The sequence below is a fragment of the Bacillus sp. FSL W8-0640 genome, assembly GCF_038007725.1.
Lineage (GTDB): Bacteria > Bacillota > Bacilli > Bacillales > Bacillaceae_G > Bacillus_A > Bacillus_A cereus.
In genome coordinates this window covers 2933798-2957755 of sequence record NZ_JBBOXT010000001.1, presented here as the reverse complement: position 1 = coordinate 2957755, position 23958 = coordinate 2933798, and the positions used below count along the sequence as shown (strand labels likewise).

Here is a 23958-nt window from a genome sequence, read left to right as displayed (position 1 = left end):
AGGGAGGAGCATTATGAAACAGATCCCAATTGAGTATCAAGTCTCGCCATATATGGTATTTTTTTTAATTATTACTATACAGTTGGGAGTTGGTATGCTTGGTTTTGAAAGGATTAGTGCAAAATTAGTTGGAAATGATGCGTGGATTAGCACGCTACTTTTTGGAATATCTGTTAATGTTATGATTTGGATCATATATCAGATTTTAAATCAGGGTAATGGAGACATCATTGCAATCAATCAAAACGTACTTGGAAAATGGATTGGTGGATTGCTCAACTTCATTTTTTTATCCTATATTGTATTGTTAGGTGCAACAACACTACATACTTATATCGAAGTAGTACATGTTTGGATGTTTCCTTCAATTTCATCTTGGGTTATAGCAGGGGCTTTTTTGGGTCTATGTTATTACATTGTTACTGGAGGATTTCGTGTAGTTGCCGGAATCGGCTTCTTTGGAATCGTTATCCCAAGCATTCTAATCTTCACATTTTTTTATCCTTTGCAGTATGCAGATTTCCAGAATTTATTTCCAATTGCACAGCATTCATTCCTAGAAATTATGAAAGGAATGAAAGGAAATATGTTTAGTTTTTTTGGATTTGAAATGTTATTGCTGTACTACCCATTTATTAAAAAGGCAAAAACGTCTCAAAAATATGCGCACTATGCAAATTTAGTAACGACTATTGTCTACACATACCTTATGATTTTAACTCTTGCATTTTTTAGTGAAAAACAACTAGCGAGTGCGATATGGGCATATTTAAGCATGATTAAAATTATACAATTTCCCTTTATAGAGCGGTTTGAATACATTATTGTTTCTGTTTGGGCTTTTTTTATATTACCCAATGTTTCCTTTACATTATGGGGAGTAAGTCGTGGTATAAAAGAGGCACTGGGAATAAAGCAAAAATATGTTTTGCCAGTTATCATCCTATTCATCTTTGTTTTATCATTTTTCTTGAATAATCGTAATAAAATTAACTTATTAAATACTTGGACAGGTCAAATGGGCTTTGTATATATATATGTATACCTACCTGTACTATGGCTAATTCAAACGGCTAAAATAAAGTTAAGGAGATAAACATGAAGCGATGGATACTTTTCCTTATATTAAGTGTCTTCTTAATAGGTTGTGCTAAAACGAAAATTGTGGATGACATTGACTTAGTTCAAGTTGCGGCATATGATACCGAAGCAGAAGGTAAGCTAAAAGGAACCTTTGCGATTTCAGCTTATAAAGGAGGCGGGGAAGGTGAAACAAAAATCTATTCAGCATCAGGCCAGACTGGTAGAGAAGTTCTTGCAAGAGCATCCGAAAAATCTTCTGGACCTCTAGAGTTGGGGCAATTGCGTGTTATTATATTTAATGAAAAAATAATTGAAAAGGGAATGCAGGAAATTTTAGAGACTTTGAACCGAAATCCTAGTGTAGGAAATGCAATTTATTTAGCAATTACAAATGTAAAAGGGGAATCACTATTAAAGGGGAACTATTCTAAAGAAAAAGAAATTGCTTCCTATCTATCCTCTTTACTGGAGCAAAATATGGACAATGGAACGCAGCCCAAAACAAATTTTTTTATGTTTTTAAACCAACTTAATGATGATGCGAGAGATTCCTATTTACCGATAATATCTAAAAAAGGTAACGTGTTGGAGTTAGATGGAATAGCACTTTTTAAAAGATGTAAAATGGTTGATAAAGTGAACCCTAAAGATTTATTTGTATTTAAATTGTTGACAGATAATTTTAAACAAGGTACATACCAATTCAAACTACCTGGTTCTTCAAATACTTACGCTACGATAGAGAATATAAAAGCTAGAACAAAATATAAGATGGAGGGGAATAGTAAGCATCCATTCGTAAATGCTCATATTCAAGTTAAAGCTGAAATTCAAGAATTTACAAAAACAAAAAATCTAGATAATCCTAAAGAAATAAAAAAATTAGAAAAAATTATGGAAAAAGAAATAGAAAAAAAAGCAACTACATTGATAAAGAGATTTATTAAAAAAGACACAGATCCTATAGGACTTAGAAAGCTTGGTAGAACTCACGTAAGAAAATGGAACAGTCAAGAATGGGAAGAATCCTATAAAGATTTACGTTTTCGTGTAACAGCTGATGTAAAAGTAACCCAATCTGGTGTCACAGAATAAATCAAATAAGATATGGGAAATTTTAATAAAAAATATAGTCTCGCAGGAGATTAGGGAGAAGAGAAACGATTAACAAAGAATTTCATAAACATTAAGATGCTTTGTTAATCGTTTTTATACCTGTAGCTTTATCACTTATAGTAATCATAATTATAATAAAAGAACAACGAAACAAATTCCCGATACCACATAATTATAAGAGGACAATAAAGCATCAAGATATAATGTATGCTTTGTCTGGAAAAAAGAATTAAATACTTCAAGGTTAAACACTTAACTTTAAAATAGTAAATTCGTTGCTTGTAGCACTTCAACTAGACTGTGTCCCCGAAAGTTAGAAAGGTCGGTTTGTTAAGTAGCCTCTAGGGAATGAGCCTAGTACAATACCGGATTCATTCCCTTTTATTTTTCCTTGATTCTTTCATGATTATAGTACTTTATATACTTTGCTAATTCTTGTTTGAATTCTGTTATACTTTCAAATTCTCTCGATACAGAAATAGACATACAAAAACGCCATTCTTTCTTATAAATCTACAGAAAGAATGGCGTATTCTTCAAAAGGGAGTTCCTTTATTGAAAAGCTTTAGTTCTATATGACAGATAAAAGGGCAAGCAACGCTAAAATAGCGAGAAGTCCTTGTTTTATGATAATTGATTTATTGGATGTGAGACCTCAGAAAATAGCTGCTACCCCACACAAATGATGAAAAATAATTGAATCATATAACCAATGGGATTGTTTCCAAGTATAAGTCCCCAAATGAGGCCAGCTGCTAAGAATCCATTATATAAACCGTTTACAAATTAATTGTCTAAGTATTTCTAAGTTTAAAGAGTGCAGTGTCTTCGTTTTTTATTGAATTAACTTTTACATGTTGGTTCAATATTTTCTATTCTCTTGGAACTTAGTTCTCGTTTACTTCTCACAAAAGCAATAAAATCTATTATCTCTTCTGTTGATAGTGCTTCTCCATCTACTAAAAGTGTTGAATCGGGATCGTTTAGGAGTCTTGTAATATCAATTACATCTTTGTTTTGATGTGAATGTTCAATTCGACCTAATATATAATCTACAGATGTATCAAATAAATCGGCTATTTTAGATAAAGATTGTAATGAAGGTAATCTATAACCATTTTCATAACCAGCATAGGTGCTTTTCGCAATCCCAAGTCGATCTGCTGTCTCTTGTAAGGACCATTTTTGATTTTTTCTTAATTTAGATAAACGTTCCAGCATTCGTCTCATACCCCATCTAATTTTATTAAATTAATTATAACATAGAAAAAGAATCAAGAATAGAAAAAAAGTACGCGTATTGAATACAAAATCTTGATTAATTCAAATTAAGTTCTATAATGATAAATATAAATACGCATTACGCGAACGATATATCGTTGTTTATTTTATGGAGGGGTTGTGTATGAAGAAAATTTTATTACTTGCAACTGGTGGGACAATTGCATCTGTGGAGGGGAATGAGGGGCTTGTTCCAGGATTGTCCGTTGAGGAATTATTAAATTATTTTTCGAAGTCTTCTCGAAACTTAGAAATAGATTGCAAAATCTTAATGAATATTGATAGTACCAATATGCAACCTGAGCACTGGAAAGAAATAGCTAATGCTGTTTTTAATCACTATGATGACTATGACGGGTTTGTGATTACACATGGAACGGATACGTTAGCTTATACATCTTCCGCGTTATCTTATATGCTTCAAGGTTTAAGAAAACCAGTTGTTTTAACAGGTTCACAAGTACCTATTAGTTTTAAAAAGACAGATGCAAAGAAAAATGTAGCTGATGCTCTTAGATTTGCCTGTGAGGATGTTGGCGGTGTGTTTATTGTTTTTGATAGTAGGGTGATTATTGGGACGAGAGCAGTTAAAATGCGAACAAAAAGTTATGATGCATTTGAAAGTGTGAATTATCCATATGTTGCTGAGGTAAATGAAGATGAAGTGAAATATCATTGGAAGCCAACGTCCCCCCATAATGAACTTTCAATAAATACTAATTTATGTACGGATGTTTTTCTTATGAAATTGTATCCAGGTACAAAGCCAGAGATATTTGATTGCTTAAAAGATTTGTATAAAGGAATTATTATTGAAAGTTTTGGAAACGGTGGATTACCTTTTGAAGGAAGGAACTTGCTTTCGAAAATTCAAGAGTTGACTGAAATGGGGATTGCTGTAGTGATTACTACTCAATGCCTGGAAGAAGGAGAAGACATACTTCTCTATGAAGTAGGACGGAAAGTGGCACAACATCAAGTAATATTGTCTGGAGATATGAATACGGAAGCCATCATAGCAAAATTGATGTGGGCGCTTGGGAAAACTAATAAATTAGAAGAGATTAAAAAAATTATTGAAGAGCCTTTAGCCTACGATTTAACAATAAAATCTGATAAGGATTGGTAATGAATTCATATGATTTATTTAGGTTTTACATTTAATATGGGGGAGAAATTAAAATGGCAATGACAAACAAGAACGTGCGAGTGGAGAATGATTTTTTGGGAGGAAAGGAATTACCTATTGAGGCATATTACGGAATTCAGACTTTACGCGCTGTTGAAAATTTCCCGATTACAGGGTACAAAATTCATGAAAGTTTAATTAGAGCGTTCGCAATTGTAAAAAAAGCAGCAGCGCTTGCTAATACAGATGTAGGAAGATTGGAATTGAACAAGGGTGGCGCGATCGCAGAAGCTGCTCAAGAAATTCTTGATGGAAAATGGCACGATCATTTCATCGTCGATCCAATCCAAGGCGGAGCAGGTACTTCAATGAACATGAATGCAAATGAAGTCATTGCCAATCGTGCTCTTGAATTATTAGGAATGGAAAAGGGAGACTATCATTATATTAGTCCAAATAGCCATGTAAATATGGCCCAATCAACAAATGATGCATTCCCAACGGCGATTCATATCGCGACGTTAAATGCATTAGAAGGATTATTACAAACGATGGGTTATATGCATGATGTATTTGAATTAAAAGCAGAACAGTTTGACCATGTTATTAAAATGGGGCGTACACATTTACAAGATGCGGTGCCAATTCGTCTTGGACAAGAGTTTAAAGCATACTCTCGCGTACTTGAACGTGATATGAAACGAATTCAACAATCGCGTCAACATTTATATGAAGTAAATATGGGGGCAACTGCAGTTGGTACAGGCTTAAATGCAGATCCAGAATATATTGAAGCAGTTGTAAAACATTTAGCTGCAATTAGTGAACTACCGCTTGTTGGTGCAGAAGATTTAGTAGATGCGACGCAAAATACGGATGCTTATACTGAAGTATCTGCAGCACTTAAAGTATGTATGATGAATATGTCTAAAATCGCGAATGACCTTCGCTTAATGGCATCAGGTCCACGTGTTGGCTTAGCGGAAATTATGTTACCAGCTCGTCAACCAGGTTCATCTATTATGCCAGGGAAAGTAAACCCTGTTATGCCAGAAGTTATTAATCAAATTGCGTTCCAAGTAATAGGTAATGATCATACAATTTGCCTTGCTTCAGAAGCAGGACAATTAGAATTAAACGTGATGGAACCAGTACTTGTTTTCAACTTACTGCAATCGATTAGCATTATGAATAACGGTTTCCGTGCCTTTACAGATAATTGCTTAAAAGGAATTGAAGCGAATGAAGAGCGCTTAAAAGAGTATGTTGAGAAAAGTGTAGGAATTATTACAGCTGTGAACCCTCATATTGGTTATGAAGCAGCAGCTCGCGTTGCGAAAGAAGCAATCGCGACAGGGCAATCCGTTCGAGAACTTTGTGTGAAAAATGGTGTATTGTCACAAGAGGACTTAGAATTAATTCTAGATCCATTCGAAATGACACACCCAGGGATTGCAGGAGCAATTCTTTTAAAGAAAAATTAAAAGAAGAGGGGGACAAGTCCCTCCTCTTTGTTTACAATATAGGGATGTTATACGTGAATAGAGGTAGGGAGATTATAAGTAAGTATACAGTGGCGTTTAATGGTTCATAGAAACAATATTAAGAGGAGCAGAAATATGATCAACACCACTTTTAAATAAAGAGGATTTATTAAAATATCCTATCATGTTAACAACAAGTTTACATGAATCTTTATAAATAACTATGACCAACCATGAATCAATAGTTGGCCATAATGATCTTAAAGACCCATATCTTTTAATCTAGGACTATGCTCATTTGGTATTTCAGGAAGTTCTGGTACAGGAAAACCTTTTGGCGGGTCAGTTACTGCTAATGTTCCTTTGTTTCTACTTGGTGATTCACCTTGGAATATTTCTCCCATTCTTGTTGGATCTAAACTAAAATTAAATTGTGCGTTATGAAATCCCATGTCTACATACTTTCTGCACTCTGGGTATTTATTAATATCATAGTTGGGCACAGGGAAGAGTTTCCCCCATTCAACACCCAATGTCTCTAAAGCTTTTGCGAAAGCATTTTGATGTGCATTATCACGTACAATTAAAAATGCAAGTGTTTCTCTAAAAGTTTGATTGGAACTCATTTCATAAATTCTAGTTTTTTGAAGTACACCTGTAGATTCAAGTACTACGTTATCTAATAAATCGCTAATTAAGTTTCCATGACTATATACCCAAGAGCCATTCCATGGGTTGCCAGCTGCATCAACAGGCAATGAACTTTGAGCACCTACAATAAAGTGGTGAGGATTTGCATGTTTAACCGCTTCATCAAGTGGTGCTGTGTCAATACCAGCATTTCCTGGCGTAGGTTCACCAGATCCAGTTAATAGTTGATTAATTGTATGTTGTACAAGTTCTACATGGCTTATTTCCTCTAAAAAAACACCTCGAAGTAAATCACGATATTGCTTCTCTTTCCCTCTAAAATTTGAGCTTTGGAAGAAGTATTGCATCATTGTACGCATTTCGCCATAATGCCCACCTAATATTTCTTGTAAAACTTTTGCGGCAGCTGGATCTGGCTTGTCCGGCTTAATAATATTAATCAGTTCTTCTTTATAATAAAACATGAAGTACACCTCTTTTAAGTTAGTTAACATTGTTATCGTGTCCGCTGTTTGGTTACTTAATACTTTAATTCATGTTTTTACCAATTAATTATTATCTCAAAATGCAAAATTTTTGAAAATAACTATTTTAGATGTGAGATGAAAATAGAGGATAGATACTTAGCATTTAATAAAAAAAGATAAGATTACGAAATGTAATCTTATCTTTTCATTAAGAATAATGAATTGTAGCTTCAAGGCTTCAGAATGACTTTTATACAATCATTTTCACGATTATTAAAAATTTGATAACCGTAGCTTGCTTCTTCAAGGGGGATTTTGTGTGTAATAATCTCTTTTGGATCAAATTCTTTATTTGTTATTTTTTTAAATAGTTCTGGCATAAAATGAATGACAGGTGCTTGTCCCATTTTAAGATTAATATTTCTAACCCAAAATGCTCCGAGTGGAAATGCATTATAATTGCCACCATAAACGCCAGTCATTTGAACCGTTCCATATTTTCTTACAGCTTTCGTAGCAATTTGAATAGGGCCGAGAGTTCCGCCTTGTAATTTCAATTTTTGTTCCAGAAATTCTAGTGGCGATTTTTTTCCATCCATTCCCACGCAATCAATGACTACATCAGCACCGCCATGTGTAATTTCCTTTAAATGTTCTCCCATATCTGGAAATTTTGTAAACTCAAATACCTCAACGTTGTTAATCTTTTTTGCATAATTCATTCGATAATCTAAGTAATCCACTGCAATTACACGTTTAGCGCCTTGTATCCAAGCAAATTTTTGTGTCATTAATCCAACAGGTCCACAACCAAGGACGATAACAGTATCACCTGGCTTAACGCCTGCGTTTATTACACTCCAATAGGCTGTAGGTAAAACATCTGATAAAAATAGTAGGGATTCATCTTCAAGCTCGCATGATTCCGGTATAACAAATGGAGTAAAATTGCCAAATGGAACTTTTAAATATTCTGCTTGTCCGCCTGGATGATTACCAAATTTCTCCGTATAACCAAAGTATCCACCAGAATCGTAATGAGGGTTTGAGTTATCACATTGACTTTCCATTTCATGTTGGCAATAGAAACAATGTCCACAAGAAACGTTGAAGGGGATGACAACACGATCGCCTTTTTTCACTTTAGTGACATCTGGCCCGACTTCTTCAACGATTCCCATTGGTTCATGGCCGATAATGTATCCTTGAGGTAAGGGCATGTTACCTTGATATAAATGTAAATCAGAACCGCAAATAGCGGTTGAAGTAATTCTTACAATAATATCATCTTTTTTCTCTAACTTTGCATCATCAACTTGTTTAACTTGTACTTGATTTGGTCCTTGATAGGTTACAGCTTTCATCTCATATCTCCTTTTGGATTATGTCTCAAAACATAATTTTATTTAATCTCTTGGTGAAATAGAAATCTTTCTTTTATTTACTGAAGGGAATTAGGAAGTATACATAGTGTTGTTATGAAAGTATGTTATATCAGTTATTCTTTCTTATATGTTTTGCCCTACTTTAAGAAAAAAATCAATTTTTATTCATAATCTAATTTCCATAAAAAGGATAATTATTATTTCATAATTTGTAGCATATTAAAAACATCGGAGGTGAAATAAGATGGCAAACAATAATAGTGGAAGTCGTAATGAATTGTTAGTTCGAGGTGCTGAACAAGCTCTTGATCAAATGAAATATGAAATTGCACAAGAGTTTGGTGTACAACTTGGTGCAGATACAACAGCTCGTGCAAACGGATCTGTTGGTGGCGAAATTACAAAACGTTTAGTAGCAATGGCAGAACAACAACTTGGTGGTAGAGCTAACCGCTAAGTAAATTGGCTTAAAATATAGCAAATATGTAAATCAATTTCTTTTGTGTATTCATAAAAATAAAAAACCTTATATTAAACAGATACTCACTCAAAGATTATTGATAATCTTCTTTCATAATCTTTGAGTATTTAATTTGTAAACTACTTTCCTAAACAATAAACACGCGGTGTTGGAAAGGTGTTTTCCATGCATAGTAGAAAATCTTTTGCAGGAAAAAGCATACTTAAAAATTTGATTTCAATATTGAAATCAATATTTATTATGATATTTTCGAAAGGTAGGAATTTAAAAATGGGTATATTAAGTGGAAATCCTCAAAATGAACCGTTACATTACGGTGAAGTATTTGACATTTGGAGCTATCTTCTTGCTGCACAGGGTGCGATTGCAAGCCATCAAGTATTTATGAATCATACAGGTGATGAAGACTTGAAGAAGTTTTTAGAAGGCTTAATTGAAAATGATATGAATTCGGAAATAGAAGAATTAAAAGCTCTTTTAAAGATTAATGGGGTCGCTTTACCGCCTGCTCCTCCAGAACGACCAGTTGCATCTATCGAAGACATTCCCCCAGGGGCACGTATTAATGATGTTGAAATAGCAGCAGCTGTTTCTACAGGATTAGCAGCTGGGCTTGTGACATGTAGTCAAGTGATGGGAAAATGTCTTCGAGAAGATGTAGGGATGCTATTTGGACAATTTCATATGAAAAAAGCGCAGGCAGGTGTAACTCTGCTGCGTTTAAGTAAGAAAAAAGGGTGGGTAGTTCCACCTCCGTTACATGTAAGAAATTCTGATCAAGCTTAATAAACAAAAATAAAAAAGTGGCATTGGCCACTTTTTTATTTTTTAGATGTATCCTCAAGCTTGGATTTATTTATTGTGGAAGAATCTATATATTCATCTGATATTTCCATAGCATATTTATCATGATGAATATGATTGCGATTTTTTAATTCATCGTCGTTACGTAGTACTAGCCTCTTCATATAAATATGGAAGAAAACTTCTGTTCCACCAATAATTAAAGCGGCTATAAATGAAGAAAGTCCAATGTTACGAGTAGCATCTAAATTAGTAAACAAGGATGTTAGTAACCAAGTTCCGAAAAAGCTTAAGCCGAAATCTGCCATTGTAGCAATCATATTTCCGTATTTAGGTAAAATGAAGAGGTCTCCGATTAAATAGGCAGCTCCCGTAAGAAAAAGAGAAATTAGTAATACTCTAGGAATTGAAATGCCTTGAAAGATACTGAGCATGATTAGCAATACTGCAGTTATCGCTGTGTATTTAATTAATAAGGCAACAATATGTTTCATCATTTTCCTCCATTGTTTAAACGTATATGGAATACAATATTTCATTAAAAACGGATTATGCTTTTATATAGCGTAACCCGTTTTAATCACCCCTTAATGGTAAGAAGTACGACCTGGGTAAGAAGCAGGCTTATACTATGGATAGTATTTGCGGAATATCGAGCTTTATTCATAAAGGGTAGTTCCATTCTTATAATAGAGATGTTGCCTAAGTACAGTGTTTTTTCATATTAAACTTAATATTCGTTGGTGTTTTGATTCATTAATATAAAAATAAACAAAGTATTTCCGCATTTAATGCATCTTTTTATCTATATATTTTCCGTAATCAGGTACAGCAATTTTATCAAATTCTTGAACGAGTGTTTTGAGGCTTGTTGATAGCAATTCACCTGACATTGGTATCCCATGTCCAGTAATAGCGACTAGAGGCTTTAATTCTTCTAATTTAATGACTGATTCTTTAGCTGCTTTCCAGTCTGTTGTTAAATAACGAGGGGGTCCGCTTATTTCCTGTTCTTGAGTTATTACTTTATACAGATACTCCTGTTTCACTGTAACAAAAGCGTCCCCAGCAATTAAAGTTCGGTCTTTCTCTCTGAATAATGAAATATGCCCAGGAGTATGCCCTGATGTATGAATCCATCTAAACTCTGGCATATGGGGAACAGTTCCATCGGTAGGTAGTGCTTTTACGCTATTTCCTAAATCAATCGGTTCATTAGGGAACAGGGGAGACATTTTCGCTACCATACCACCTTCAACTGTAGGGTCTGGTTCTGGATAGCTTTGTTGTCCAGTCAAAAACGGTATCTCCATTTGATGGGCATAGACTGGAACACCCCAATATTTAATGAGTTCAATTATTCCTCCAACATGATCAAAATGCCCATGAGTTAAAATAATTGCTTTTGGGCGACTATTGGTACCAAATCGATCTTCAGCGATAGAGATAATTTCATTTGCACATTTAGGCATTCCAGCATCAACTAAAACAAAATCATTGGTCTTAGGATTTCCAACAAAGCATATATTGACGATTTGAATCGTGTAACAAAATAAATCAGGTAATACTTCGATGCCATGACCACTTTCAATTGAAGTTGCTGGAATAAACTTGTAATCACTTCCATAATTCATTTCCTTGTCCACCTTTTATCCCCCTTAATATGTTTCAATACGACATTATAGTTCCCTAATTTCTCAAATCCATTTTGGGGGATTTGAGAAAAGAATTAGTGGGGATTACAAAAAATAAAAATTAAGGTGGAGACATATCAATTTATATAAAGTGCAAACAGAAAATATTGATTTCACAAGTGTAGTTTTTACTATTTTTTGAGGAGGGGTTATGAGTTAATAAAAGGTTCATCTGAATATTTTAACGTAGGTTTATAAAGAATACAGAACAGTTTCTAATAGAAATTCATTAAATGAGGCGATTACTTGTACCCATGCTTTTCATAATCAAAGGATATTTAAGTTTTGTGATGTAATTGAGATTGATTAAATTATGCTTTTCAATAGCTATTAACAGCCCGTTCAGTGATACTAATATCTCTTACTAGCTATATGATATATTCTATTTTTTATCTAACTAACGCTCTTAGTGTAGTTTGTGTCCTTGCATTGAGTACTTCATGGTTTTTATTCATTTTCACATGTTTCATCCGAAAGAAAAACGGAAATCCCTTCTTTATTAGAGATAGGAAATTCCGGTTCATCTTTTTTATAAACAGTTCAATTGTATTTCAAATTCACATGATGATTCGGTAAATCACCTTGGATAAAGTAGGCTTTATTGATAGCGAATCTGTATTTCTTGATTGATTACCGCCTATTCCTCATACATCATTTTCCTCGTCATTCCACCGTCTACGACAAGGTTTATACCTGTAACAAAATCATTTTCACTGGCTGTTAAATACAGACAGGCTCGTGCAATATCATCTGGTGTTCCTACACGCTTTGATAGGTGCTGTTCATGATCAATTTTACTTAATTTTGAATAATCTCCTGTTTCAATCCAACCTGGGGAAATAGCATTCACGGTAATCCTATCTTCGCTAAATGAGGCTGCGAGCGCATGTGTAATAGCAACGATCCCACCTTTTGTGGCAGCATAAGATTCTGAATTTGGCTCAGACATAATCGCCCTTGTAGAGGCAATATTCACGATAGATCCACCTTCTTTGTTATGACGCATATACTTTGCTGCTTCACGTGAACCCAAGAAAACGCTTCTTAGGTTTGTGCTTATTACATCGTCCCATTCTTCTAGCGAAATATCGTAAGGAGACTTGAATAACTCTTTTCCTGCATTATTAATTAAAATATCTATCTGACCGTATGTTTGATTAGCTACTTCCATTAATCGAATAATATCTGTTTCCAGCCTTACATCTGTTTGTACGAAAAGTGCTTCTTTACCCTGTTCTTTCATCTTAGTAACTGTTTTTGCACCTGCTTTTTCGTCTATATCTGCTAAAATAACATTGGCCCCTTTTTCTGCATAGTGTAAAGCAATTCCTCTCCCGATTCCATTTCCAGCCCCTGTTATGATCACTGATTTATTAGAAAAATCCATTGTAATTACACTCCTTTTAAAAAAATATAACGTCTTTATTTTTTAATATAACATACAAAAATTATCCTTCTGCATAAGCAATAGTTAATTGATTATGCCAGTATTTTTATTCTTCACTAATAAAAGGAGTAATTATCTTTTTTTCATAAGAAGATAACACAATATTCGTTGATGGCGTACCATATTGCATTGAATCATCAATAAATTGTTCTAAACTTTCTACAGAATGTGTTGCTATTTTGACAATATAGCTAATTTCTCCTGCTACTCTGTAACACTCAAGTACATCTGGATGATTGTAGCAAAAGTTAGATAATGATTTACAATTTGTTGATTTAAACAGTATAAGTGCAGAAATTGGACGATTTATTTTTTTTAGAGAAACATGTGCATGGTAACCTTCAATAATTTGTTGTTCCTCTAACTTTCGTACTCGCTCAGTTACTGACGGGGAAGATAAGTGAACCGCTTCCGCTAAATCCTTCATTGAAATTTTTGCATTTGACTGTAATAGTCCCACGATTTTTTTATCAATTTGATCCATAAATTATCCAACCTTTTTTTATAAAATAGAATAACCTAAATTCTTTATAAAATAAAGTAAAACAATCAAATATCCTTGTTAAACTTATTTATCGACCTTATATACTTGTATAAAATAAGGGTAGAAGGAGGCGGTTTACGATATGAAAAAGATTTTATTATTATTAGCTGACGGGTTTGAAGCAGTAGAAGCTAGTGTATTTACAGATGTACTAGGCTGGAATAAATGGGAGGGAGATGGATCAACCGAGGTCGTAACAGTTGGTCTTCGGAATAAATTAACTTGTACTTGGAATTTTACTGTCATACCGGAAAAAACGGTTGATGATATTCAATTAGATGAATTTGATGCACTAGCTATTCCAGGAGGATTTGAAGAGGCTGGTTTTTATCGGGATGCATATAGTAGAGAATTCTTACATGTTATTCAACATTTTTATGCCAAGCAGAAGCCTATTGCCAGTATTTGTGTTGCATCATTAACGCTTGGAAAAAGTGGAATTCTTGTAGGTAAAAAAGCTACCACATACAGTCATCCGACGAGTAAACGAAAAGAGCAGTTAAAGAATTTCGGTGCAATAGTACAAAATGATTTAATTGTACAAGATGGAAATATTATTACATCATCAAATCCAGGCACAGCTTTTGATGTTGCGTTTTTATTACTTGAAAAATTAACATCTAAAAAGAATGCTGAACATGTAAAGGATCTTATGGGATTTTAGGCATTTATCTTCTTATGAGTTTTTGATGCTTGCTAGAAGTAATGTGAAAAGTCGCCGTGCTCTAGTTCTATTTGCTGAACCCGAGGAAAAAGAAAAAGGGTTTGATTATTACAATACTTATAATAGGAGAATTTTTATGATTATAACACTTTTCACATATATTTTGTTAGGTTTATCTTTAGCAATACCCGCAGGTGCTATGACAGTCCAAATGACTAAACAAGGAATGAGAAATGGTTTCGTACATGGTTGGTTTGTAGGTATAGGAGGAATGACTGTAGATTTATCTTTAATAGTCCTGATTTATCTAGGGTTCTCTAGTGTATTAACCAATCCATGGGTAGAAACAGTTATGTGGCTCCTAGGTTTTATATTTTTAATGTTTATTGGAATAGAAAGCATTAAAGAAGCAAAGTCGGAAGTTAACATAGATGGAGAAGATCCTAATAAATCTTTATTATCAGCTTATTTATCTGGTTTTATGATTGCTATATCACCGGCTAATATTGTATTTTGGATAGGGGTCTTTGGCCCGGTTCTCGTTTCTTCATTAGGTAATGCAAGTACATCTACATTTATATTAATAGCTGTAGGTATTTTATTAGGTATCTTTATGCATGATATGATCTTATTAAGCTTTGTTCATTTTACTAGACGTTTTCTAAATCCAACCTTTATTAAAAGAGTATCTATATTTGCCGCAATAGTCCTATTCGGATTTAGTGGTTATTTTGGTTACGAGTTTATAAAACAAGTAATGACTTTTATCTCAAAAGCATAGTTCTTATAAACTTAAATAGGGTGGTTATAAGGTAAATGAAAAAGATACGTATTTTAAACGTAACGTAATTGTAAATATGTTATATCACGTAGGCAACCCCTTAGGAATTCATTGATTCCTGAGGGGTCTTTAAATTCTTTACACGTAGCCTCTACTATAATTGATGGTGTATGAGCTTAGCTCAATAGCGATGGGGTACTACCCGCATTTTAACGAAAATATACGCTAAGCAAATTTCGATATAAAAGAAGCCGAATTTTCTACTTTAAGAAACTTTCGGTTTCAATTCGTTATGACATTGCTCTATGTTGTTATAGATATATAATTTAATTAAAGTTTCAATTAGTTTAGATCATCAAAAATAATGTCTTTTTTATCTAAATTTCTTAGAACTTATATATGAGATGAATATTAATTTATAAGCATTAAATATTTGTGAAGATTTAATTGACGAACATATTTTTTTGACTTTTATTGAAAGTGGATTACACTATAAAAATTTTAGAGAATGGCTATCTATATAAAAATTACATAACAGTAGCTAATATAAATCCATTAAATAAGACGATTACTTGTACGGATGCTTTTCATAATCAAAGAATGTTTAAGTTTGGAGATGTAATTGAAGTGGATTAGAGGGGAAGAAATAAAAATAGTTATCTCTTCCTAACTTAATTATATCATGTAAATCAAGTTCGAAATAGACTGTTTATTCGTATTGACTCCTGCTACAATCAAGAACACATGCATAGTAAGGAGAGATGTTACATGAGTTCTTTCGTTCTCGATTTTCAGGAAATAGAAAACACGCAGCTTTCGCTCGTCGGTGGAAAAGGTTTGAATTTAGGGGAGTTATCAAGCGTTCAAGGGTTACAAGTACCCGAAGGTTTTTGTGTTACAACGGTAGGATATGAAAAGGCTATCGAGCAAAATGAAGAGCTTCAAACTTTGTTGCAGCAGCTAACAAAGTTGAAAATGGAAGAGCGTGCTCAAATTGGTGAAATGAGTAAGAAGATTAGAGAAGTCATTATGGCAGTAGAAATCCCTACTGATGTAGTGGAAGCAGTAGCTCATTATCTCTCACGTTTTGGAAATGAACATGCGTATGCCGTGCGTTCTAGTGCGACGGCTGAAGATTTACCGTATGCTTCATTTGCAGGTCAACAAGATACGTATTTAAATATTATCGGAGAAGAAGCGATTTTACAGCATGTAAGAAAGTGCTGGGCGTCTTTATTTACAGAGCGAGCAGTTACGTACCGCATGCAAAATGGTTTTGAACATAATCAAGTTTCTATATGTGTTGTCGTTCAAAAAATGGTTTTCCCTGAGGCTTCGGGCATTTTATTTACGGCTGATCCAATTACTTCTAACCGAAAGGTGTTATCAATTGATGCCAGTTTTGGACTTGGTGAGGCATTAGTATCGGGTCTGGTCTCTGCCGATAATTATAAAGTAAAAGAAGGCGAAATTTCAGAAACGATGATAGCGACTAAAAAAATAGCTATTTATGCTGTAAAAGAGGGCGGAACAGAGACGAAACAGATTGATCCGGTTCAGCAAAAACTTCAAACATTGTCTGAACAACAAATTTTACAACTAGCACAGATCGGAAGACAAATCGAAGCTTATTTTGGTTGTCCGCAAGATATTGAATGGTGCTTAGTTGATGATACAATTTATATAGTCCAAAGCAGACCGATTACGACTTTATATCCAATTCCAGAAGTAAATGATGGGGAAAATCACGTGTATATATCAGTTGGTCACCAACAAATGATGACCGATGCGATGAAACCACTTGGGTTATCTTTTTTCTTGTTAACAACTAGTGCCCCTATGCGTAAAGCGGGAGGCAGGTTATTTGTCGATGCTACGCAACAATTAGCTTTACCTGCTAGCAGAGATTACTTAATAAACACTTTAGGAAAATCGGATCCACTCGTAAGAGATGCATTAACGACTATAGTTAAGCGAGATAATTTTATTAAATTATTACCAGATGATGAAAAAGGGAAGAGTGTTGGTAAAAGTGTGCCACCTGCAAATTCTCAACCGGAAATTGAAAATGATCCGGCAATCGTTACAAATTTAATACAGAATAGTCAAGCATCACTTGAAGAGTTAAAACAAAATATGCAACTGAAATCAGGAGTGGACGTACTTGATTTTATTTTGGAAGATATTCAGCAATTAAAGAAAGTATTGTTTAACCCGCAAAGTATCGCTGTCATTATGGCTGGTATGAATGCTTCAACATGGATAAATGAAAAGATGGAGCAATGGTTAGGTGAAAAAAATGCAGCAGACACGCTTTCTCAATCCGTACAAAATAATATTACATCTGAAATGGGTTTAGCATTAATGGATGTCGCTGATGTGATTCGGCCGTACAAAGAAGTTATTACGTATTTACAACATGTAGAAGATGATAGCTTTTTAAATGAACTAGTTCAGTTTAAGGGTGGAGAAGAAGCTCGAGATGCTATTCTAACTTTTCTAAATAAATACGGAATGAGATGTAGCGGAGAAATAGATATTACGAAAACGCGCTGGAGTGAAAAGCCAACTACAATTATCCCGATGATTTTAAATAATATAAGAGATTTTGAATATGGTGCGAGTAAGCGGAAATTTGAAGAAGGACTGCAAGAAGCTTTGAAAAAAGAAGAAGAGTTAGTAGATCGATTACAGCACTTATCGGGTGGAAAACAAAAAGTAGAAGAAACGAAGCGAATGATTCGTAATATCCGTAATTTTATCGGCTATCGTGAATATCCAAAATACGGTATGATTAATCGTTATTTCATATATAAGCAAGCGTTACTGAAAGAAGCTGAGCAACTTGTGCAGAGCGGTGTCATTCGTGAAGTGGATGATATATACTATTTAACTTTTGAAGAACTTCACGAAGTAGTCTGCACGAATAAACTAGATTACGAACTGATACAAAAACAAAAAAATGATTACAAATTATATGAAAAACTAACGCCTCCTCGTATAATGACGTCTGATGGAGAAATCATTACAGGTAAATATAAACGAGAAAACCTCCCAGATGATGCGATTGTAGGTTTGCCTGTTTCTTCAGGAGTGATTGAGGGGAGAGCTCGCGTTATTTTAAACATGGAAGAAGCGAATTTAGAAGAGGGCGATATATTAGTTACAGCTTTTACTGATCCGGGCTGGACACCATTGTTTGTGTCTATAAAAGGGTTAGTCACTGAAGTTGGCGGACTTATGACGCACGGAGCAGTAATTGCACGTGAATATGGATTACCGGCAGTCGTTGGAGTAGAGAATGCTACGAAATTAATAAAAGACGGACAACGAATTCGGGTACATGGAACAGAAGGGTATATTGAAGTGTTGTAATGAAATAAAAGAACATCCGCTATTATAGTGGATGTTCTTTTATTATATAGCTGACTTATTTCTTTAAGCCAGCCGCATAAAAAGGTCCATGAACTGCGATTGTTGATAAAAAGCGAGCAATCTCCTCAGGTGTTTCTTTTTGTCCATTATTTAACCATTGTTGGATGACACCTATATGCGCAGATGCCATATAAGAAGTTAAGTATTCGCTTGGAACAAGTAAATTCTCCTTATTAATGAGAGGACCATTCGTATCTTCAAATAATGTTTTCCACATAAAGTCTTTCAGTTTTGTTTGGAAAGATAAATCTCCTTTCGGACTTAGTACAGCTCTCATAAAATCACTATTTTCATTTAGAAATGCAAGAATAGAAGTGATAAGTATAAATGGCATTGTTGGAGAAGGATTTGATCCAAGGTCAGCAATAACTTCTGGGAATTTCTGTTTAGCAATGTTAGAAAACTCGTACATAATGTCTTCTTGGCATTTTGTCATTAAATCAAATTTATCTTGATAGTGCGCATAGAAAGTACCGCGATTAATGTTTGCTTTCGTTGTAATATCTTTCACTGTAATGGCGTCAAAACCTTTTTCTTCAATTAGCTCCACCAATGCATTTCGTATGGCAGTTTTTGTACGAACAACACGCAAATCTAAATTATTATCGCGCAAAGCATATCCCTCCTTAATTTTACTCAACACATTTAGAAAATGTGTCTTATAACCAACACATTCACGATTTTTGATTATTGTATAAGGTTCAACTCGAACATATAATTCAAAATATAAATAAACAACACGTTGTTGGTTATTATAGATCAAATTAAGGGAGGAGAAAAGAAAATGTTTAAAAATAAACTTTTATTGTTATCACCAGTTATTGCACTACTTGTTGTTTTTATTTTTTCATTAACGTTATTTCCAACTGTTCAACCAAAGCCGAAAAACTTGCCAATTGCAATTGTAAATGAGGATCAAGGTGTAGAAATTCCAAATCAACCGAAAATGAATATGGGGCAAACGATCGTTGATAACATGAAAAAAACAGCGAAATCAGAGGAAGAACCCGCAGTGAAGTGGGTAGAAGTAAAAAATAAAGAAGCCGTTCAAAAGGGATTAAACAATAAAGAGTATTACGCGGCATTAGTCATCCCGAAAGAATTTAGCGCAAAACAAGCGTCGTTACGAACACCACAGCCATCTTCACCTGAGATAGAAATATATATTAATCAAGGAATGAATACGGCTGCATCAACTATGGCAGGACAAATATTACAGGCGATTGTTGATAATATGAACAATACTGTTCGCGCGCAAGTATTAGAAGGATATAAGGAAAAAGGAGGTACATTAACAACAGATCAAGCTGCGAAATTAGTAACACCTATTGTAAAGAACGTGAAAAATATGAATGAGGTCGGCAAAAATAGTGCGAACGGTAACTCACCAATATCATTGTTCCAGCCGTTATGGATTGCAAGTTTAGCTAGTGCAGCGATTATTTTTATTGCGATTAGTAAAATGCCAGTAAGCTCAAGAAAAGAAAACTTTCTGTTAAAAGTAAACCAAATCGTAACAGGAGCTATTGCGACACTTGTAATTGGATTTGGTCTTACATGGATTGCGGATGGGATGGTAGGGTTAAATATTTCGAACTTCACGGATACAGCTCTATTCTTATCCATTACTTCTTTTAGTTTCTTCTTAATGATATCTGCGGTACTTTCATTGGTTGGGCTAAAAGGAATCGGTTTATTCGCTTTATTACTATTCTTCGGGGCGCCGTTACTATCATTAGCACCTGAGATGTTGTCTCCGTTTTATCAAGACTGGGTTTACTCATGGTTACCAATGAAATTTATGATTGAAGGCCTAAGAGAAATCTTCTTCTTCGGAAAAGGGTTAAGTTGGAATACTCCTGTTACTGTACTCGTTTGGATTGGTATAGTAAGTATGGTTACTATATTAGCAACTGCATTCAAACGTAGTGCAGTAAAAGGGTATAAAACAGAATTGAACGCTTAAAAAAAAGCCGTTTCACTAATTAGTGAAACGGCTTTTTTTGATGAAATCTATAAGCTGAAGAATGAATATTTGCTGATAATAAAGTTTGTTAATTTTTCTGGCTTTTCCTCAATGTAAACACCTAATTGTTGAAAAGTGTTATGTTTAGAATTAAGTCGGGATTTCTAAAGGTCACGTACATTCCAGACAATCTCACCACGTTCGTCATCCCACGTACTGTGATGACGCTTAAATCCTATCTTTTCTAGTACCCGGAGGGAAGCGATATTCCAAGCACCTACAGTCGACCAAAGTCTTTGGCGCCCAGTAGCAATCGCCGCGTCCAGTACAACAGATGCCGCCTCAGTCGCATAACCTTTACCATGAGCGCTGCGGAACAACTCGTATGCAATCTCCGGCTCTTCAAGTGTGGAACGACCGATAATCAAGCCGCAGTATCCGATGAAATCGCCTTCGTCTCTTCTTCGAATAGTGAGAAGGGAAATGCCATTTTCATCTGCCTTCTTACGCATCTCAATAAGCCGTTTACGAACGGAGTCGAGGGTCGGCATGTCCACACCACGTTCGCCAATTAATTTCCTCATCCAAACTGAATCGGATTCCTCCCACATACTCAGGTCAAGTCGTTCGGTTTTTAGCTGGAACTCCATAGTTTTAAATAAAGATGGCATAGTGGAACCTCCTAATTATGTCACTTAACTCATAATAGCTTCGCACCGCATCATGTTGAACCAATCGTTGATTCGCGAATTTATTTTCTTAACTCCCGCGAGAGTTTATAGCAACAGTATACAATAGTATTATTTTATGCATAAGCAATTCCTTTGCAAAATAGACCCTTTTCTCAAACTTTTCTTTCATTCTAAAGCCGTCCCGTTAAATACACAGGCTCCTACTATTTCTAAATGCATAAAATGGTAAGCGAAAGTATGGGGGGATACGATGTATAATTCAAATTATTATGATTGGTATAGGCAAAATGATAAGTTGATTAGTGATATTGAAAAAGCTATAAATGGAGAGTATAGCGCCATAAGCTGCTATGCAAAATTAGCGAATATGGCTCCAAATCAAGTAGAACAAAAACAAATTCTTGAAATTCGTAATGATGAAATAAAGCATTTCCACAACTTTGTACAAATTTATACGAACTTAACTGGAAGGCAGCCGAAACCACAAATTACTGAAGACTGCCCAAATACGTATTTACAAGGATTAGAGTTTGCTATACAAGATGAACAAAAAACAGTAGATTTTTATTTGGAAATTTCAGATGAGACATCGGATGTACATTTGAAAGAGTTGTTACGGAGAATAGCTGCGGATGAACAAAATCATGCAGTATGGTTTTTATATTACTTTGTAAAGTCGAAGTGAGCATTAAGAATGAACGGCTAATGTGGTGCATATATTAGAAATTATTTTAAAAGGCAGTGCAACAATTGAATGAAATATTTAAATGTAAGCAAAAGGAAACCGTTTCGCTAGTAGTGGAGCGGTTTTTTATGATGTACATATGTATCGACAAAATATAGTAATTACATTTGATATATAATGTATGAAACGAAAATGAATAAGTTAGGAGCAAGCATATGAAAAGAGGGATTACAGTAGATATTCTAGATGGATATGATAATTTACTTTGGAAAGTATTAAAGCCAATTGATATTACTGTATTTGATTGGCAAGTCATGGGAAGGGAGGAAGCTTATATAATAATAGGGAATGAATTAGGTCCAGAATTATTTTCAGAAGATAACGAGATCATGGAAGGATCAGAATTAAAAAAGCTAATAAAAGATAACATATATTATCTTTTATTTTTAGATCTAAAAGCATGTCCAAAAGGAGAGGTACTAGGAGAAATTGCAACATTTGAAGAATTTAAGGAGAGTAAGTGTGAAGTAGTCGTATTAGTAGCGGATGGTGAGTATATACAAATTTATGCGAAAAACCAAGAAGAGATTGAAATGATGTATGAAAACGCAGTGAATCAAGGATTTTATGTAGAATATATTACAGATGAAAATGATGGAAGGACTCGTTTGTCAGTATGGTAGCAATTTGAAAGGGGAAAGGCAATATGGAGAGCAATATAAGTAAAGAATATGCAATTCGAATTGCTACTGAAAATGAAAGTGATAGTATTATCCTTTTATTAAAAGAAGTAGCACAATGGCTACAATATAAAGAAGTGGATCAGTGGCAGTATCTTTTAGGAGAGGAAGCTACGGCTGAAATACTAGAATGTATAAGAGAGAAATATACGTATATTGTTATGAAAGAAGATGAAATAGTTGGTACGATTACAGTTTCTCCTAAACAAAATGAATGGGATGAACATATTTTTGGTAAAGAGGAAGTTTCTAATTCATTATATATTCATAGATTTGCGGTGAAACGGAAGTATAAGGGGAACGGAATTGGAGAATGGATTTTACAGTGGATAGAAGAGAATGTGCAACATGACAAAGAGTATTTGAAGTTAGATTGCGTGGGGCATAATCGTACGTTAAATGATTTTTATAAGAAAAATGGTTTTGAATATGTTGGAAGTACGGATGGGCTTAGTAAGTTTCAAAAGAAAAGGAGAATGTGAATGCATCCAATTAACGTAAGTTTAGTTGAAAAGTTAATACAGGAACAGTTTCCCGAATGGGCCCATTTAGAAGTGAAACCTGTAAAGTTTAGTGGGCATGATAATAGGACGTTTCACTTAGGGTATGAGATGAGTGTAAGATTGCCAAGTGATGCGGCATATGCACCGCAAGTAGAGAAAGAAAATAGTTGGCTTCCTATATTAAGTAAGGGGCTTTCTTTACCGATTTCTACCCCACTTGCGAAAGGAAATCCGTCTGAAGCGTATCCATTGCCTTGGTCTATTAATAAGTGGATAGAGGGAGAAACAGTTACGAAACAAAACGTTCGGGATTTAAATGAATTTGCGGCGGACTTAGGATCTTTTTTAGTAGAATTGCAATCTATCAATGCGAGTAACGGACCTTTAGCTGGAACACATAATTTTTACCGAGGCGGACTTATATCTGTATATGATGAAGAGGCGAGAGTTGCTATTGAAAATAATAAGGATGTTTTTGACGAGGCATTATTAAAGCACCTTTGGAATGTAGCACTTAGTTCAACATGGGACCGTAAGCCAGTTTGGGTTCATGGAGATGTAGCATCGGGGAATTTACTCGTTAAAGAGGGAAAGCTTTGTGCCGTAATTGATTTTGGTATTTTAGGAGTAGGGGATCCGGCTTGTGATGCAGCGATGGCATGGACTTTTTTTGATAAGAATAGCAGAAACGTATTTAAAGAAGTGTTACGTATGAATGAAGAAACATGGAATAGAGCAAGAGGATGGGCACTTTGGAAGGCGTTAATTACATATGATACGAATAGGGATAGTAATGAAAAAGTAGCAGAAGAATCGTATCGTATCATTCAAGTGATTGTGGATGATTATGAGAGGTAATAGAAAAGCCTATTTTAAAATAGGCTTTTTCATATGATTAAATAGTAGAAATGGAAAGAAGGAATATA

Annotated in this window: 24 protein-coding genes and 3 pseudogenes; 16 read left to right on the top strand and 11 right to left on the bottom strand. The window is 34.5% G+C overall.

The window, feature by feature from the left end; genetic code table 11:
- The first annotated feature begins 13 nt into the window (after nt 1-13).
- From N2V80_RS15375 to N2V80_RS15365, 3 genes and pseudogenes are all read left to right on the top strand, one after another.
- Nucleotides 14-1096 (top strand): GerAB/ArcD/ProY family transporter, encoded by a 1083-nt coding sequence (locus N2V80_RS15375; RefSeq protein ID WP_000809694.1) that lies wholly within the window; start codon nt 14-16, stop codon nt 1094-1096.
- A gap of 2 nt (nt 1097-1098) precedes the next feature.
- A complete protein-coding gene (locus N2V80_RS15370) occupies nt 1099-2178 on the top strand; it encodes a Ger(x)C family spore germination protein (protein ID WP_000832860.1) in 1080 nt (359 codons plus the stop codon).
- 146 nt (nt 2179-2324) lie between these two features.
- A pseudogene (locus N2V80_RS15365) lies at nt 2325-2455 on the top strand (excinuclease ABC subunit C); the annotation flags it as partial.
- Between the two features lie 125 nt (nt 2456-2580).
- Here the strand turns inward: N2V80_RS15365 and N2V80_RS15360 are convergent.
- The 3 genes and pseudogenes from N2V80_RS15360 to ansR all read right to left on the bottom strand — a co-directional run.
- Nucleotides 2581-2667: pseudogene (locus N2V80_RS15360) on the bottom strand (IS3 family transposase); the annotation flags it as partial.
- A gap of 103 nt (nt 2668-2770) precedes the next feature.
- Nucleotides 2771-2976, bottom strand: a pseudogene (locus N2V80_RS15355) (DUF1304 domain-containing protein); the annotation flags it as partial.
- 66 nt (nt 2977-3042) lie between these two features.
- Entirely contained in the window at nt 3043-3420 is a 378-nt protein-coding gene (gene ansR / locus N2V80_RS15350; protein WP_000893570.1) for an HTH-type transcriptional regulator AnsR, read from the bottom strand.
- Nucleotides 3421-3604: 184 nt separating this feature from the next.
- Here ansR and ansA point away from each other — a divergent pair, with 184 nt between their 5' ends.
- Both ansA and aspA read left to right on the top strand, forming a co-directional pair.
- Nucleotides 3605-4609, top strand: coding sequence for an asparaginase (gene ansA / locus N2V80_RS15345; RefSeq protein WP_061655840.1), 1005 nt, complete (start codon nt 3605-3607; stop codon nt 4607-4609).
- A 53-nt stretch (nt 4610-4662) separates the two neighbouring features.
- The gene (aspA, locus tag N2V80_RS15340) at nt 4663-6093 is read left to right on the top strand and encodes an aspartate ammonia-lyase (protein ID WP_065703755.1); all 1431 of its coding nucleotides are present in this window, start codon (nt 4663-4665) and stop codon (nt 6091-6093) included.
- Between the two features lie 260 nt (nt 6094-6353).
- Here the strand turns inward: aspA and N2V80_RS15335 are convergent, their stop codons facing one another.
- A complete protein-coding gene (locus tag N2V80_RS15335; RefSeq protein WP_000500353.1) occupies nt 6354-7208 on the bottom strand; it encodes a manganese catalase family protein in 855 nt (284 codons plus the stop codon).
- A gap of 233 nt (nt 7209-7441) precedes the next feature.
- A complete protein-coding gene (locus N2V80_RS15330) occupies nt 7442-8575 on the bottom strand; it encodes a zinc-dependent alcohol dehydrogenase (protein WP_061655880.1) in 1134 nt (377 codons plus the stop codon).
- 265 nt (nt 8576-8840) lie between these two features.
- On the opposite strand from N2V80_RS15330, the gene sasP reads away from it, so the two are divergent.
- Both sasP and N2V80_RS15320 read left to right on the top strand, forming a co-directional pair.
- Nucleotides 8841-9053 carry a small acid-soluble spore protein, SasP family gene (gene sasP / locus N2V80_RS15325; RefSeq protein ID WP_000002840.1) on the top strand — a complete coding sequence of 71 codons (213 nt, stop codon included), beginning with the start codon at nt 8841-8843 and terminating at the stop codon, nt 9051-9053.
- A gap of 294 nt (nt 9054-9347) precedes the next feature.
- Nucleotides 9348-9863, top strand: coding sequence for a DUF3231 family protein (locus N2V80_RS15320; RefSeq protein WP_001986359.1), 516 nt, complete (start codon nt 9348-9350; stop codon nt 9861-9863).
- Between the two features lie 35 nt (nt 9864-9898).
- Here N2V80_RS15320 and N2V80_RS15315 read toward each other — a convergent pair whose 3' ends face one another.
- The 4 genes from N2V80_RS15315 to N2V80_RS15300 form a co-directional block, all read right to left on the bottom strand.
- Entirely contained in the window at nt 9899-10375 is a 477-nt protein-coding gene (locus N2V80_RS15315; RefSeq protein ID WP_000680670.1) for a YndM family protein, read from the bottom strand.
- 294 nt (nt 10376-10669) lie between these two features.
- Complete coding sequence (locus N2V80_RS15310) at nt 10670-11527, bottom strand: MBL fold metallo-hydrolase (protein ID WP_061655879.1); 858 nt, start codon at nt 11525-11527, stop codon at nt 10670-10672.
- A 685-nt stretch (nt 11528-12212) separates the two neighbouring features.
- Nucleotides 12213-12962 (bottom strand): glucose 1-dehydrogenase, encoded by a 750-nt coding sequence (locus N2V80_RS15305; protein WP_000347901.1) that lies wholly within the window; start codon nt 12960-12962, stop codon nt 12213-12215.
- A 106-nt stretch (nt 12963-13068) separates the two neighbouring features.
- A complete protein-coding gene (locus N2V80_RS15300; protein WP_000372089.1) occupies nt 13069-13506 on the bottom strand; it encodes an Lrp/AsnC family transcriptional regulator in 438 nt (145 codons plus the stop codon).
- Between the two features lie 142 nt (nt 13507-13648).
- Here N2V80_RS15300 and N2V80_RS15295 point away from each other — a divergent pair, with 142 nt between their 5' ends.
- The 4 genes from N2V80_RS15295 (at nt 13649) to ppsA (ending at nt 18386) form a co-directional block, all read left to right on the top strand.
- Nucleotides 13649-14230: a DJ-1/PfpI family protein gene (locus tag N2V80_RS15295; RefSeq protein WP_000722336.1), complete on the top strand. Its 582-nt coding sequence runs from the start codon at nt 13649-13651 to the stop codon at nt 14228-14230.
- A 136-nt stretch (nt 14231-14366) separates the two neighbouring features.
- A complete protein-coding gene (locus N2V80_RS15290) occupies nt 14367-15011 on the top strand; it encodes a LysE family translocator (RefSeq protein ID WP_000587494.1) in 645 nt (214 codons plus the stop codon).
- Nucleotides 15012-15485: 474 nt separating this feature from the next.
- A complete protein-coding gene (locus N2V80_RS15285) occupies nt 15486-15647 on the top strand; it encodes a YolD-like family protein (protein ID WP_015382330.1) in 162 nt (53 codons plus the stop codon).
- A gap of 132 nt (nt 15648-15779) precedes the next feature.
- Nucleotides 15780-18386, top strand: coding sequence for a phosphoenolpyruvate synthase (gene ppsA / locus N2V80_RS15280; RefSeq protein WP_061655645.1), 2607 nt, complete (start codon nt 15780-15782; stop codon nt 18384-18386).
- Between the two features lie 55 nt (nt 18387-18441).
- Here ppsA and N2V80_RS15275 read toward each other — a convergent pair whose 3' ends face one another.
- Nucleotides 18442-19059, bottom strand: a complete 618-nt coding sequence (locus tag N2V80_RS15275) for a TetR/AcrR family transcriptional regulator (RefSeq protein WP_001205503.1) — start codon at nt 19057-19059, stop codon at nt 18442-18444.
- 171 nt (nt 19060-19230) lie between these two features.
- Here N2V80_RS15275 and N2V80_RS15270 point away from each other — a divergent pair, with 171 nt between their 5' ends.
- The gene (locus N2V80_RS15270; RefSeq protein ID WP_000475859.1) at nt 19231-20412 is read left to right on the top strand and encodes a YhgE/Pip domain-containing protein; all 1182 of its coding nucleotides are present in this window, start codon (nt 19231-19233) and stop codon (nt 20410-20412) included.
- Between the two features lie 164 nt (nt 20413-20576).
- On the opposite strand, the gene N2V80_RS15265 is transcribed toward N2V80_RS15270, so the two are convergent.
- Nucleotides 20577-21083, bottom strand: a complete 507-nt coding sequence (locus N2V80_RS15265; protein ID WP_001139529.1) for a GNAT family N-acetyltransferase — start codon at nt 21081-21083, stop codon at nt 20577-20579.
- A 271-nt stretch (nt 21084-21354) separates the two neighbouring features.
- On the opposite strand from N2V80_RS15265, the gene N2V80_RS15260 reads away from it, so the two are divergent.
- The 4 genes from N2V80_RS15260 to N2V80_RS15245 all read left to right on the top strand — a co-directional run bounded on the left by N2V80_RS15260 (nt 21355) and on the right by N2V80_RS15245 (nt 23890).
- On the top strand, nt 21355-21789 hold the full coding sequence (locus tag N2V80_RS15260; RefSeq protein WP_000282831.1) for a ferritin-like domain-containing protein: 435 nt from the start codon (nt 21355-21357) through the stop codon (nt 21787-21789).
- A 215-nt stretch (nt 21790-22004) separates the two neighbouring features.
- The gene (locus N2V80_RS15255; protein ID WP_000820197.1) at nt 22005-22472 is read left to right on the top strand and encodes a DUF2691 family protein; all 468 of its coding nucleotides are present in this window, start codon (nt 22005-22007) and stop codon (nt 22470-22472) included.
- A 23-nt stretch (nt 22473-22495) separates the two neighbouring features.
- Nucleotides 22496-23011, top strand: a complete 516-nt coding sequence (locus tag N2V80_RS15250; protein ID WP_061655644.1) for a GNAT family N-acetyltransferase — start codon at nt 22496-22498, stop codon at nt 23009-23011.
- Nucleotides 23012-23890, top strand: coding sequence for an aminoglycoside phosphotransferase family protein (locus N2V80_RS15245; protein WP_061655643.1), 879 nt, complete (start codon nt 23012-23014; stop codon nt 23888-23890).
- Nucleotides 23891-23958 lie beyond the last annotated feature (68 nt).

Coding starts and splice junctions, on each gene's coding strand:
- N2V80_RS15305 (WP_000347901.1), bottom strand. CDS start 12,962: ATGGATTTTTCTAATAAATCAGTGATCATAACAGGGGCTGGAAATGGA.
- N2V80_RS15330 (WP_061655880.1), bottom strand. CDS start 8,575: ATGAAAGCTGTAACCTATCAAGGACCAAATCAAGTACAAGTTAAACAA.
- N2V80_RS15270 (WP_000475859.1), top strand. CDS start 19,231: ATGTTTAAAAATAAACTTTTATTGTTATCACCAGTTATTGCACTACTT.
- ppsA (WP_061655645.1), top strand. CDS start 15,780: ATGAGTTCTTTCGTTCTCGATTTTCAGGAAATAGAAAACACGCAGCTT.
- N2V80_RS15335 (WP_000500353.1), bottom strand. CDS start 7,208: ATGTTTTATTATAAAGAAGAACTGATTAATATTATTAAGCCGGACAAG.
- N2V80_RS15375 (WP_000809694.1), top strand. CDS start 14: ATGAAACAGATCCCAATTGAGTATCAAGTCTCGCCATATATGGTATTT.
- N2V80_RS15245 (WP_061655643.1), top strand. CDS start 23,012: ATGCATCCAATTAACGTAAGTTTAGTTGAAAAGTTAATACAGGAACAG.
- N2V80_RS15295 (WP_000722336.1), top strand. CDS start 13,649: ATGAAAAAGATTTTATTATTATTAGCTGACGGGTTTGAAGCAGTAGAA.
- aspA (WP_065703755.1), top strand. CDS start 4,663: ATGGCAATGACAAACAAGAACGTGCGAGTGGAGAATGATTTTTTGGGA.
- ansR (WP_000893570.1), bottom strand. CDS start 3,420: ATGCTGGAACGTTTATCTAAATTAAGAAAAAATCAAAAATGGTCCTTA.
- sasP (WP_000002840.1), top strand. CDS start 8,841: ATGGCAAACAATAATAGTGGAAGTCGTAATGAATTGTTAGTTCGAGGT.
- ansA (WP_061655840.1), top strand. CDS start 3,605: ATGAAGAAAATTTTATTACTTGCAACTGGTGGGACAATTGCATCTGTG.
- N2V80_RS15250 (WP_061655644.1), top strand. CDS start 22,496: ATGGAGAGCAATATAAGTAAAGAATATGCAATTCGAATTGCTACTGAA.
- N2V80_RS15260 (WP_000282831.1), top strand. CDS start 21,355: ATGTATAATTCAAATTATTATGATTGGTATAGGCAAAATGATAAGTTG.
- N2V80_RS15370 (WP_000832860.1), top strand. CDS start 1,099: ATGAAGCGATGGATACTTTTCCTTATATTAAGTGTCTTCTTAATAGGT.
- N2V80_RS15315 (WP_000680670.1), bottom strand. CDS start 10,375: ATGAAACATATTGTTGCCTTATTAATTAAATACACAGCGATAACTGCA.
- N2V80_RS15300 (WP_000372089.1), bottom strand. CDS start 13,506: ATGGATCAAATTGATAAAAAAATCGTGGGACTATTACAGTCAAATGCA.
- N2V80_RS15265 (WP_001139529.1), bottom strand. CDS start 21,083: ATGCCATCTTTATTTAAAACTATGGAGTTCCAGCTAAAAACCGAACGA.
- N2V80_RS15320 (WP_001986359.1), top strand. CDS start 9,348: ATGGGTATATTAAGTGGAAATCCTCAAAATGAACCGTTACATTACGGT.
- N2V80_RS15290 (WP_000587494.1), top strand. CDS start 14,367: ATGATTATAACACTTTTCACATATATTTTGTTAGGTTTATCTTTAGCA.
- N2V80_RS15255 (WP_000820197.1), top strand. CDS start 22,005: ATGAAAAGAGGGATTACAGTAGATATTCTAGATGGATATGATAATTTA.